The 12,317-nt window shown below is 31.6% G+C and carries 11 protein-coding genes; 6 read left to right on the top strand and 5 right to left on the bottom strand.

The window, feature by feature from the left end:
* Nucleotides 1-9: 9 nt before the first annotated feature.
* From IW20_RS03700 to IW20_RS03685, 4 genes are read right to left on the bottom strand one after another with little or no spacing between them, the layout of a single operon-like run.
* The gene (locus IW20_RS03700; RefSeq protein WP_035618982.1) at nt 10-1,338 is read right to left on the bottom strand and encodes a CDP-glycerol--glycerophosphate glycerophosphotransferase; all 1,329 of its coding nucleotides are present in this window, start codon (nt 1,336-1,338) and stop codon (nt 10-12) included.
* A complete protein-coding gene (locus tag IW20_RS03695; protein ID WP_035618980.1) occupies nt 1,339-2,442 on the bottom strand; it encodes a DegT/DnrJ/EryC1/StrS family aminotransferase in 1,104 nt (367 codons plus the stop codon).
* Complete coding sequence (locus IW20_RS03690; protein ID WP_035618978.1) at nt 2,439-3,416, bottom strand: GNAT family N-acetyltransferase; 978 nt, start codon at nt 3,414-3,416, stop codon at nt 2,439-2,441. Before IW20_RS03690 ends, IW20_RS03695 begins: the two co-directional genes overlap by 4 nt.
* Before the next feature lie 32 nt (nt 3,417-3,448).
* Nucleotides 3,449-4,054 (bottom strand): trimeric intracellular cation channel family protein, encoded by a 606-nt coding sequence (locus IW20_RS03685; protein WP_035618977.1) that lies wholly within the window; start codon nt 4,052-4,054, stop codon nt 3,449-3,451.
* 177 nt (nt 4,055-4,231) lie between these two features.
* Between IW20_RS03685 and IW20_RS03680 the strand changes: the two genes are divergently transcribed.
* The 6 genes from IW20_RS03680 to nudK all read left to right on the top strand — a co-directional run bounded on the left by IW20_RS03680 (nt 4,232) and on the right by nudK (nt 11,583).
* The gene (locus tag IW20_RS03680) at nt 4,232-5,029 is read left to right on the top strand and encodes a TrmH family RNA methyltransferase (RefSeq protein WP_035618974.1); all 798 of its coding nucleotides are present in this window, start codon (nt 4,232-4,234) and stop codon (nt 5,027-5,029) included.
* 10 nt (nt 5,030-5,039) lie between these two features.
* Nucleotides 5,040-6,581, top strand: coding sequence for a serine hydrolase (locus IW20_RS03675; RefSeq protein WP_035618971.1), 1,542 nt, complete (start codon nt 5,040-5,042; stop codon nt 6,579-6,581).
* Nucleotides 6,582-6,800: 219 nt separating this feature from the next.
* Nucleotides 6,801-9,023 (top strand): RelA/SpoT family protein, encoded by a 2,223-nt coding sequence (locus IW20_RS03670; RefSeq protein WP_035618968.1) that lies wholly within the window; start codon nt 6,801-6,803, stop codon nt 9,021-9,023.
* 91 nt (nt 9,024-9,114) lie between these two features.
* Nucleotides 9,115-9,570, top strand: a complete 456-nt coding sequence (locus tag IW20_RS03665; protein ID WP_035618963.1) for a Fur family transcriptional regulator — start codon at nt 9,115-9,117, stop codon at nt 9,568-9,570.
* Nucleotides 9,571-9,672: 102 nt separating this feature from the next.
* A complete protein-coding gene (locus IW20_RS03660; RefSeq protein ID WP_035618960.1) occupies nt 9,673-10,944 on the top strand; it encodes an adenylosuccinate synthase in 1,272 nt (423 codons plus the stop codon).
* 57 nt (nt 10,945-11,001) lie between these two features.
* The gene (nudK, locus tag IW20_RS03655; RefSeq protein WP_035618958.1) at nt 11,002-11,583 is read left to right on the top strand and encodes a GDP-mannose pyrophosphatase NudK; all 582 of its coding nucleotides are present in this window, start codon (nt 11,002-11,004) and stop codon (nt 11,581-11,583) included.
* 13 nt (nt 11,584-11,596) lie between these two features.
* Here nudK and IW20_RS03650 read toward each other — a convergent pair whose 3' ends face one another.
* Nucleotides 11,597-12,316, bottom strand: a complete 720-nt coding sequence (locus IW20_RS03650; protein ID WP_051885531.1) for an urease accessory protein UreH domain-containing protein — start codon at nt 12,314-12,316, stop codon at nt 11,597-11,599.
* Nucleotide 12,317 lies beyond the last annotated feature (1 nt).

The raw sequence follows: 12,317 nt of genomic DNA, 5'->3' as shown, positions 1-12,317 counted from the left end.
CAATCAAAATCATTTAAAGATTTGATTCTCTAAATAATCCAAAATATTTCGGGAAGCAGTTTGTTTGTTTTCTGTAATCAGATTATTTTGCACAAAGTCATTACGCTTCTCTTTCATACAATCATTTTCATTCAGGACAACATTTTCAATAAAATCTATAACCTGCTCTTTATTTCTAGATTGATAATGTGCTCCGATTGCTTTTTCTCCAAAAGCATTCCAATAGTCCATAACCGATTCATCTCTAATCATGAAAAGCGATGGTTTTCCTGTAATAAGGTATTCTGCCATAAAAGAGCCACTGTCATGAATAAGTGCATCTGAAGTTAAAAAAAGATCGATGTAATAACCATCTCCAAACTGACCATTTTCAAGATTTATCCATTTATTAAAGTAACAATCGGTTTTTTCTTTGCCCCAATTTGGGTCGTTTTCTAATTTAACCCTTAGTAAAGGATGCGGATTGAATGCAATTTGTAATTTATCCTTATAATTAATGGCTAATTCTAAAAAGAAATCATGATACTCTAAAAAATTAGAGACTTTGCTTAATTCGTTCATTAAATGATGTGGAGTCCATATAACTTTTTTTAAAATTGGATTTTTATTTTTCCAAACCTCCTTTGGCTTTTTATTAATTAAAAGCGGATCAAATGCTGGATAACCTGTTACAATTCTATTAATCCCTTTATTTCTTTGCTCTTTGGACGCCATTTTTTGATGAATCTCTGTTTCCGAAAAAATTTTCCAAACTAGATTGTGAAAATCTAAATTATAGGTAAACTCATAATTAACCGTTGGGATACTATAAGGTACATAACATGTTAAGGTGTTTGAAAATTGATTTATATAGTATCTGTAATCTTGTATCCCTTTATAAGGACTAGTGTAGAATACTATATCAGGTGAAAAACTTTTTTTTATATCTAAATACTTTCCTGTTTCATTATCATATGTTTTGATAACTTTATATCCTTTATTTTTAAATGATTTAAACGATTTGTTCATTTCAAAAAGCATATTTTCCACACCATAATTAACAATTGGACAAACAAATATTTCTGGTTCGAATCTTGGATGCTCCAACATTAAATTAAAAAGCATATCATATTTCCATACTGATTCATGCGTCAAAAAGAAAGCGACTCTTATTTTTTCTTTTTTTCTAACAATTTCAAGTGCTTTTCTATGTCTATCAGGTGCTTTTTTTATTAAATATCCTTTATAGATGTATCTAAGTTTTAATGATTCATATATTTTAAAAAATGAAAGCCAGATTTTTTCTGGTACATATCGTTTAATACTTAATTTAAGTTCATGCCTTTTTGCAAAATCCATTTAATATTGGTTTAAAATATCAACTATATAACTAACTTCTTCATCCGTCAAAACTGGACTTATTGGCAAACTTAAAACCTCATTATGTATTTTTTCAGTAATAGGAAAAGACAAATTATTCCATTGCGGGAATGCCTTTTGCTTATGTGGAGGAACTGGATAATGAATCATGGTTTGGATACCATTCTCTAATAAATAAGATTGTAAATCATCCCTATTTTGAGTTCGAATAACAAACAAATGGAATACATGATTCTCTGAAAAATCCCAAAAAGGTAGTATTATTTTCTCGTTTTTTATCTCAGCTAAATATCTCTTTGCAATAGTTCTTCGTTGCTCATTTTCAGCATCTAAATTTGGTAATTTCACATTCAGAAATGCAGCTTGTAATTCATCTAATCTCGAATTTACACCAACAAAATCATTATAATATTTTGTTTCTGATCCATAATTTCGAAGCGAAAATAGAATCTTAGCCAACTCTGGATCATTCGTTGTAATTGCTCCACCATCTCCCAAAGCTCCTAGATTTTTCCCTGGATAAAAACTATACCCTTGTGTATTGCTGCTCTTGATTTTTGACTCTTGACTTTTGACTAAAAAAGCGCCGTGTGATTGTGCAGCATCTTCAACTACCAAAAGATTGTTTTGGTTTGCAACCTCATTTATTGAATCCATTTCTGCCAATTGTCCATATAGATGAACTACTAAAATTGCTTTAGTTTTTGGTGTAATTTTTTTCTGAATTAAATCTGGATTAAGATTATATGTTTCTAACTTTGGTTCCACTAAAACGGGAACTAAATCCGCTTGTAAAACAGCTAGAATACTGGCTATATATGTATTTGCAGGAACAATAACTTCATCTCCTTTTTGTAATTTCCCTAACTGAATATAACCTTTAAAAATTAGTGTTAAAGCATCTAGACCATTCCCTACTCCAATACAATATTTTGCACCACAATACGATGCGAATGATGCCTCGAACGCTTTGACTTCTTTTCCTAAAATATACCAACCATTGTCCAAAACTGCATTCATTTTTTCTTGAAATGCCTTTTTGTATGGCTCGTTTATTTTCTTTAAATCTAAAAAAGAAATCATAGCAAAGTGTTGTTTAATAAACTACTATTTATTGTTTCTACTTCGTAAAAATCGTGAACAATTGTACTGGCACCAAAACTTTCTTTCCAATATGATAATCCTTCATTCAGTTTTTTTCCTTGATTTTCATTGGATATTCCAAAATCAAAAAAATGCTTTTCAACGAAAGCTTCTTTTATCAAAAACTCAAATAAAAAATCTAAGCTTCCTAGATTACCTTGATTTTCATTCTTAGAAATATACTGGCAATGTGCTACATTTTTACTTTCAAAAACTGTGGTTCCAGCTACAATTTTATCATTATGATATACATTAAAATGACGAATACTATCTGGAAAAATACTTTTTAGATAATTTATCTCTTCTAAAGTATGAACTGGATTTGTGTTATGTTTTTTATCTAAATTAGGAATCAGAATTTCATTCCAAAATCCTTCTAAATAATCTTCTTCTTTAATTATTAATTCATTAGATAAAGCTTTTTGAATACCTCTTTTCCTAATTTTAGATATTTTATTTTCTTGAGATAAATCTAAAACAGAAAGCGAATCCCGACGAACCAATTTAGCTTCAGCTAAAAATAAAGCATATTGAATTTCTTCTGCAGGTTTTAAATGATAAATAGATGGAAGAGTCTTTAGATGTAATTTTGTAATAACATTCTCTTTAAAAAAAATCAAAATCCTCTTAAAAATTTCAATGATCGAAACCAATTTCGTGTTTTCACCATAAACCAAACCTCCATAAGTCAATCCTTGATGAGAATAAACAATATCATTGACTCTATTTGCAGGTAAAACTGAAACTAATTTTTCATTTTCATAAATCAATAAAGAGAAATCTTCAAATCTGTCTTTATGATATTCCATAAAATCACGATGAAACAAGAAAGTAGCATTTTTGGCTTGACCTATAAAGTCATTCCACTTTTCATAATCTGTTTCCTGATATAATTTTACAGTATAGTTTTTCACAATTTATTATTAGAAATCATTAAAGAAATCATTTAGCGTTTGTGTTCTAAAGCTGGTAAATACCATTTGTATTTTACTGCCATTAATCGAACTAAAATAATAACTACACAAGTTACAAGATATAAGATATCATCATTGAGATTTAATTTTTTTAATGCAAAAAAAACAATTCCACCTAGAATACAAATTGTAGCATAAATTTCTCTTCTGAAAATTACCGGAATTTCATTACATAAAATATCTCTAGTCACACCTCCAAAACAAGCTGTCATGGTTCCTAATGCGATACAAATTATAGGATGCAAACCAGTAATTATTCCTCTTTCTAGACCTATTAAAGTAAAAACACCTAAGCCAATAGTATCAAACAAAAACAACGAAGTTCTTAGTTTATCAAACTTTTTTCTAAAAATAACAGATAAAATAAATCCTAGGATAATAACATACACATACTTTAAATCAAGCATCCATCCCACAGGCGTTCTACCAATTAAGACATCACGCACCGTTCCCCCACCTACCGCAGTTACAAAGGCAATTATAAAAACCCCAAACGGATCCAATCTTTTGTTCATTGCCGTCAACGCGCCAGACATAGCAAATGCCATTGTCCCAATGATATCTAATAAGCTAAACATTTATATGTTTTTAAAATGAAATAAAATCTACAATTCTGACAAAAATAAAGAAATCCCCATTATAAATGTGTGCTAACTCTAATTAATAAATTGTAGTGATTTTGAAAAAATAGTATTGAATTTAAAATTTAAAAAATCTTATTACCTTAGCCACTTACAAACTCAGCACTTTTTCCCTTGAAACAAATTACTTCGATACAAAACCCATTTATAAAATCATTAGTGTTATTGCAAGAAAAAGCAAAAGCACGCAAACAAACCGGAACGTTTTTAATAGAAGGAAAACGCGAGATTTCATTGGCTATAAAAGGCGGTTATGAAATAGAAACTATTTTGTTTTTACCCGAATTAATTTCTGAAAACGAAATCAATAAACTAACTGGTAAACAAGTTGACTTAATCGAAATCAATAAAGAAGTTTATCAAAAACTAGCTTATCGAGATACGACCGAAGGTATTTTGGCTATAGCCAAAACCAAATCGTTACAATTATCTGATTTGAAACTATCTGATAATCCGTTAATTCTTGTTGCTGAAGCTCCTGAAAAACCAGGAAATATTGGTGCTTTATTGCGTACTGCAGATGCAGCTAATTTGAATGCTGTAATTATTGCCAATCCAAAAAGTGATTTATACAATCCAAATATTGTTCGCTCAAGCGTAGGTTGCTTATTTACTAACCAGATTGCTACAGGAACAACTTCTGAAATTATTGCATTTTTAAAAGAAAATAAAATCAATTTTTACTGCGCTACATTACAAAATTCAACTTCATATCACACTCAGGATTTCACAACTCCAACCGCTTTGGTTGTTGGTACCGAAGCCACAGGATTAACACAAGAATGGAGAGATGCAGCTACACAAAATATCATCATCCCGATGGAAGGCGAAATAGATAGCATGAATGTATCTGTTGCAGCAGCCATATTAATTTTTGAAGCAAAAAGACAACGAGGTTTTAATCAATTATAAATTTTAAAGTATGAATTATAAATTATCACTTTTAGCACTATTATTCGGTTTCTCGGTTTCTGCACAAATCACCAATAAAGAGGTTGATGCCTTGGTAGAAAACACTTTAAAAACTTTTAATGTTCCCGGAATTGCTGTTGCCATTATTAAAGATGGAAAAATCGTTCAGGCACAAGGTTATGGTGTAAAATCTATCTTAACTAAAGAAAAAGTAGACGCAAATACGTTATTCGGAATTGCATCTAACAGTAAGGCATTTACAAGTGCTGCCTTGGCAATGTTAGTTGATGAAGGAAAGATAAAATGGGATGATAAAGTTGTAAAATACCTTCCTAATTTTAAGATGTATAACGAATATGTTACACAAGAGTTTACGATTCGTGATTTACTAACTCACCGCAGCGGTCTTGGTCTTGGTGCTGGAGATTTAATGATTTGGCCTGACGGAAGTGACTTTACTGCACAAGATATCACTCAAAACTTACTATACTTAAAACCTGTTTCGGACTTCAGAACCAAATACGATTATGACAATTTATTGTATATCGTTGCTGGTGAAATCGTACACGTAGTTAGCGGAAAAAGCTGGTGTGATTTTGTCGAAGAACGCATCATGAAACCATTAGAAATGAATCATAGTGCTGCTTCATTTTTACGTTTAAAAGATTCTACAAATATTATTGCTCCTCACGTTCCTATTGATGGTAAACTAAAAGTTATAAAGAGATATAAAAACCAACTTTTTGATGCTGCAGCAGGAATTTATTCAAGTGTAAATGACTTGAGCAAATGGGCAATTATGCAAATGAATAACGGTAAATACGGTCCTGACAACACACAATTGTTTTCAGAAAAAGAGCATGACGAAATGTGGCAATTGCAAACTATTATCCCTGCAAGAACAAGACCTCCATATAACACCCATTTTAGCGGGTATGGCTTAGGCTGGTTCCTAAGTGATGTAAAAGGATATAAACAAGTTACTCATACTGGCGGATTAGAAGGAATTGTAACTCAAGTTACTTTAATTCCTGAACTACAATTAGGAATTATTGTCTTAACAAATCAGCAATCTGGAGCTGCATTTACTGCAATTACCAATACAATAAAAGACAGTTATTTAGGTATTAAATCTGAAGATTATGTTGCATTATACAGCAGCAAAATAAAAGCCAACGAAGAAACTGCAGACAAAGTAACCGATGAAGTTTGGGCAACTGTTGCAAAAAACAAAAAGGATAAACTAAAAACTGATTTCACTAAAATTACAGGAACTTATAAAGACAATTGGTTTGGAGAAATTACCATTACAGAGAAAAAAGGAAAAGTATATTTTGCGTCAAAACGTTCTCCACAATTGGCTGGTGAAGTATTCTTTTATAAAGATGGAAATTATGTGGTAAAATGGGATAATGCTTATTTTCATGCAGATGCTCATTTGTTCTTCAAATACGATTCTAATGGGAAAGCTTCTAATTTAAAGATGCAGGCAATCTCTGAATTAACTGATTTTAGTTACGATTTTCAAGACTTAGATTTCACTAAAATTTAGTCTGATTTTTAAACATTTATGAATACAATTTATAAAAACTAATATAATTTTACCATAATGTTAAATGAAGCGGAGTCGAAACTTTTTTATAAAAAAGAATCGTTACTCCGCTTCATTTATTATACCTAGATTTTTAATCTAAAATCTAAAATCAACACTTCATTCCCTTGTGTATATTGAAACTTATTCTTATTTTTAGGGAATTGAACCAGGCGAACTATGATAGAGATAGATATTGAAAAAGAGAATAAAGCAATTGCACAGGAATACAAAGAATTACTTCGAATTAGTTACCAGACTTTAAGTCCTACAGATAAAAAACTAATACGGAAAGCTTTTGATGTTGCTGTTGATGCTCATAAAGAACAACGACGAAAATCAGGTGAGGCGTATATCTTTCATCCTATTGCTGTTGCAAAAATTGTAGCTTCCGAAATTGGTTTGGGAGCCACCTCAATTGCTGCTGCCTTATTGCATGATGTTGTCGAGGATACTCCACTAACTGTTCAGGATATCGAGCGTTTATTTAATCCCAAAGTAGCACAACTTGTAGAGGGATTAACAAAAATATCGATGGTTCAAAGGGATTTAAATGCATCGATGCAAGCGGAAAATTTCCGTAAAATGATTCTTACCCTAAATGATGATGTCCGTGTTATTTTGATAAAATTAGCCGACCGTTTGCATAATATGCAAACTATGGATTCGATGGCTGAATACAAACAAACCAAAATAGCATCTGAGACTTTATACATTTATGCCCCACTTGCTCATAGATTGGGATTATATAACATCAAAACTAAACTTGAAGATTTAGGATTAAAATATACTGAACCAGAAGTTTATAATGATATCGTAAGCAAAATTCGCGAAACAAAAGAAGAGCAAGATGCTTATATCAAAGACATTTCAGATGTTCTTAAAAAATCTATGGATGAAGAAGGAATTGACTATATCATAAAAGGTCGTCCGAAATCTATTTATTCCATCCGAAGAAAAATGCGCGCTCAAAACGTAAGCTTCGACGAAGTTTATGACAAGTTTGCACTTCGAATTGTCTATAAATCCAATCCTCATGACGAGAAATTTCTGGCATGGAAAATATATTCTATCGTAACCGACCATTATAGACCAAGCCCTAGCCGATTACGTGACTGGATTTCGTCACCAAAATCTACTGGATATGAAGCCTTGCACATAACAGTTATGGGACCAAAAGGGCGTTGGGTCGAAGTACAAGTTCGAAGCGAACGTATGGATGAAATCGCTGAAAAAGGATATGCAGCACATTACAAATATAAAAACGGAGCTACAGAAGAAAGCGGTCTTGATGTTTGGCTGAACTTACTTCGCGAAGCTTTAGAGAATTCTGAAACCAATGCGGTAGATTTTGTTGAAGATTTTAAAATGAATTTATATTCAAAAGAAATCTTTGTATTTACCCCAAAAGGAGAAATTAAATCTTTACCCAAAGGAGCAACTTCATTAGATTTTGCTTTTAGTATTCACTCCGAAATAGGAATAAAAACTCGTGGAACTCGTGTTAACGGAAGGTTAGTTCCTCTTAACTACGAATTAAAAAGTGGTGATCAGGTAGAAGTTATTACTTCTCAAAACCAAAAACCAACTGTAAACTGGTTGGATTATGTTACCACATCCCGAGCTAAAAATAAAATCAAGAATGTTCTAAACGAGAACACCAAAAAGATTGCTGAAGAAGGAAAAGAATTACTTACTCGTAAGCTTAAACACTTAAAAATTACGATTAGCGAACAAGTTATAAACGAGCTCGTTAATTTCTTTAAACTTAAAACAAGTTTAGATTTATTTTATAGAGTTGGTGTTGGTGCAATCGAAAATCAGCAATTAAAAGATTATGCTGCTCAAAAAGGTAATACGTTTATTAATTTCTTCAAAAACAAAATAAAACGTAATAATACCAATACAGCCGATACTGATATTCATAAACCTGAAATTAGCAGTAATTATGATATGTTGGTTTTTGGAACGGAGCATGACAAACTAGATTACAAATTATCTCCTTGTTGTAACCCAATTCCTGGCGATGATGTATTTGGTTTTGTAACGATAAACGAAGGTATAAAAGTCCATAAAAAAGATTGCCCTAATGCCATTGGAATGCAATCTAACTATGCGTATCGTATCATGACTGCTAAATGGATTGATTCATCTCAAGAAGAATTTAAAGCCATTATCAACATCACCGGAATGGACGTCTTAGGGCTTACCAACCAATTGACCAAAGTAATCTCTAATAATATGAATGTAAACATCCAGAGTATCTCTTTGAGTACCGATGCAGGGATTTTTCATGGTCAGATTGCCGTAATTGTACGAAACAATTCTATTCTTAAGAAAATGATTAACAATATCAAAAAAATTGATGGTGTAGATAAAGTAACGAGAGAATATAGAACATAAGTGTCTGAATTTTCACTATTAAACATTTGAATGTGAAACTTTAAACAGGAAACTTTTATTCATTTAAAATAATAAATTATCTTTGCAGGATATGACACTCATTTCAACTGACAACAACAAAAATCAAGAAATTGTAAAAAATGTTTTTACATTATATCTTGAACAAAAAGGGCATCGTAAAACTCCTGAGCGTTATGCTATTCTTCAGGAAATATATGATAGTGAAGAACATTTTGATATTGAAAACTTGTATATCAAAATGAAAAACAAAAATTATCGTGTAAGTAGAGCTACTTTATATAATACAATCGAATTATTATTAGATTGTGCTTTAGTTCGTAAACATCAATTTGGGCAAAATCAAGCCTACTACGAAAAATCGTATTTTGATAAGCAACACGATCATATTATTATGACTGATTCTGGTGAGGTAATCGAATTTTGCGATCCTAGAATTCAGACCATAAAAAAAACAATCGAAGAAATATTTGATATCGAAATAACGAATCATTCCTTATATTTTTACGGAAACAAAAAACAAAAATAGACAATCACTAAAAAGATTGTTCTCGAAAATATTTAAATAAATAGATAACTGATTAATCTGTGCAGGCGGTAAAACTGCCTCGACAACAAAATTAAAAATAGAATGACCGTAGATTTATTACTAGGATTACAATGGGGAGATGAAGGTAAAGGAAAAATTGTAGACGTTCTTACCTCGAATTATGACATTATTGCTCGTTTTCAAGGTGGACCAAATGCAGGACATACTTTAGAATTCGACGGAATAAAACATGTTTTAAGAACTATTCCATCTGGAATTTTTCACGAAAAGTCAATTAATATTATTGGTAATGGAGTTGTAATTGATCCTGTAGTTTTCCAAAAAGAAATTGAAGGTTTAGAGAAATTTAATTTAGACATCAAAAGCAAATTAATTATATCTAGAAAAGCACACTTAATTTTACCAACGCACCGTTTACTTGATGCAGCTTCTGAAGCTTCAAAAGGAAAAGCAAAAATTGGTTCTACATTAAAAGGAATTGGTCCAACTTATATGGATAAAACTGGTAGAAACGGTTTACGTGTTGGTGATATCGAATTAGAAGATTTCAAAGAGCGTTACAGAGCATTGGCAGACAAACATGAAGCTATGATTGCTTTTTATGATGTTGCTATTCAATACAACTTAGCAGAACTTGAAAAAGAATTCTTTGAAGCTATCGAAGAATTAAAAAAATTAGATTTTATTGATAGTGAAGAATATATGTACCAAGCTCAAAAAGCTGGTAAATCTATTTTATGCGAAGGTGCTCAGGGATCTTTATTAGATGTTGATTTTGGAACTTATCCTTTCGTAACTTCATCTAATACTACTGCTGCTGGAGCTTGTACTGGTTTAGGAATTGCGCCAAACAAAATTAAAGAAGTTTACGGAATTTTTAAAGCTTATGTAACTCGTGTAGGAAGTGGTCCTTTCCCAACTGAACTTTTTGACGAAGTTGGAGCTACTATGGCAAAAATCGGAAACGAATTTGGATCTGTTACAGGAAGACAAAGACGTTGTGGATGGTTAGACTTAGTTGCTTTAAAATATGCTGTTCAAGTAAACGGTGTTACACAATTAATGATGATGAAAGGTGATGTACTTTCTGGATTCGAAACTTTAAAAGTGTGTACAGAGTACAATTACAAAGGACAAAACATTTCTCATTTCCCTTATAATATCGAGCCAGAAAATGTAACTCCTGTTTACAAAGAGTTTAAGGGATGGCAAGCTGATTTAACTGGAATGACAACTTATGATCAACTACCAGTTGAATTAAAAGAATATATCGAGTTTATCGAGAAAGAAGTTGAAGTGCCTATCAAGATTGTTTCTGTAGGTCCAGACAGAAAACAAACGATACTTAAATAAAAATATTAAACGCTCTGAAATCCAGAGCGTTTTTTTTGCCAAAAAAATATTTTACACATGAGCAATCCTAAAATAAATATAACTGAGACTAAATTACTATCTGATAATTGGTATGTTTTAAACAAAGTAACTTTTGACTATCAAAAGAATAACGGCAAACAAGAAACCCATAATCGAGAAGTTTATGATAGAGGAAATGGGGCGGCAATTTTGCTTTATAATTCCGAAAAGAAAACTGTAGTCTTAACGAGACAATTCCGTATGCCAACTTATCTTAACGGAAATGAATCTGGAATGATGATTGAAGTTTGCGCAGGACTTCTGGACAAAGACAATCCTAAAGAATGCATTATCAGAGAAACGGAAGAAGAAACAGGCTATCGCTTAAAAAATGTAGATAAAGTAATCGAAACTTATATGTCACCTGGATCTGTAACCGAGATTTTATATCTATTTACAGGAGAATACGACGAAAGCATGAAAGTAAGCGAAGGCGGCGGACTTGATATCGAAAATGAGAACATCGAAGTAATGGAAATGACTTTTGATGAAGCATACAATATGATTGCAACTGGAGAAATAAAAGATGCCAAAACTATTTTATTATTGCAACACGCTAAGATAAAAGGGCTGATTTAAATCTAATTTAATCTTATCCTAAAAAATTCTCATAAGCAACCTTAGCTCCATAAGTAATACAAAGTAAAGAAGAAATTATTATTAAAGCATATTGCAATTTTTGAGATTTGAGTATGTTTTTAGTAAAAGGAATACTAAATAATCCAGAGGCTAAAAACATACCAAAAATTGATCCTAAACCAAAAATCAAGATATACATTAATCCTTCGAGAACTGTTTTCATTTGCGAAATTACTAAAACAACCAATGCTCCGCTGCCGGCAAGTCCGTGAATTAGCCCTACTCCAAATGCAGCTTTATATCCCTTAGTATCATTTGGATGTTCATGCTGGAACAAATCTATCGGATGAGAATGAGTATAAGTGTGCGAATGAAAATGTGTGTGAGTAACCCCATTACTATGTGTATGCTCATGCGAATGTGAATAAGTATGTGTATGCGTATTTTTCTTAAATAATTTAAACAATCGAAAAATACCCAATACAATCAACATTAAACCAACAGCTCCTTCAAGATAACTAAAAATACTCTCTTTTATAGCTACCTTAAAACCAATCATAATTATACCAATAACAAAGATTGTAAAAGTATGCCCAATTCCCCAATAGATACCATCTTTACTAGCCTGTTTAATACTATTTCTATTAGTTACTAAACTATTAACGGCTAATAAATGATCCATTTCTAGAGCATGTTCTAATCCTGCATAAAGTGTAATTACTATTCCTATCATA

Origin of the sequence: Flavobacterium hydatis (genome assembly GCF_000737695.1) — a bacterium.
In the GTDB taxonomy this organism is placed as follows: domain Bacteria; phylum Bacteroidota; class Bacteroidia; order Flavobacteriales; family Flavobacteriaceae; genus Flavobacterium; species Flavobacterium hydatis.
This window is presented reverse-complemented; position numbering and strand designations above follow the sequence as displayed.

Excerpts from the sequence above, each read along its gene's own strand:
- IW20_RS03670 (WP_035618968.1), top strand. The coding sequence starts at position 6,801 with ATGATAGAGATAGATATTGAAAAAGAGAATAAAGCAATTGCACAGGAA.
- IW20_RS03665 (WP_035618963.1), top strand. The coding sequence starts at position 9,115 with ATGACACTCATTTCAACTGACAACAACAAAAATCAAGAAATTGTAAAA.
- IW20_RS03675 (WP_035618971.1), top strand. The coding sequence starts at position 5,040 with ATGAATTATAAATTATCACTTTTAGCACTATTATTCGGTTTCTCGGTT.
- IW20_RS03650 (WP_051885531.1), bottom strand. The coding sequence starts at position 12,316 with ATGATAGGAATAGTAATTACACTTTATGCAGGATTAGAACATGCTCTA.
- nudK (WP_035618958.1), top strand. The coding sequence starts at position 11,002 with ATGAGCAATCCTAAAATAAATATAACTGAGACTAAATTACTATCTGAT.
- IW20_RS03660 (WP_035618960.1), top strand. The coding sequence starts at position 9,673 with ATGACCGTAGATTTATTACTAGGATTACAATGGGGAGATGAAGGTAAA.
- IW20_RS03695 (WP_035618980.1), bottom strand. The coding sequence starts at position 2,442 with ATGATTTCTTTTTTAGATTTAAAGAAAATAAACGAGCCATACAAAAAG.
- IW20_RS03685 (WP_035618977.1), bottom strand. The coding sequence starts at position 4,054 with ATGTTTAGCTTATTAGATATCATTGGGACAATGGCATTTGCTATGTCT.
- IW20_RS03700 (WP_035618982.1), bottom strand. The coding sequence starts at position 1,338 with ATGGATTTTGCAAAAAGGCATGAACTTAAATTAAGTATTAAACGATAT.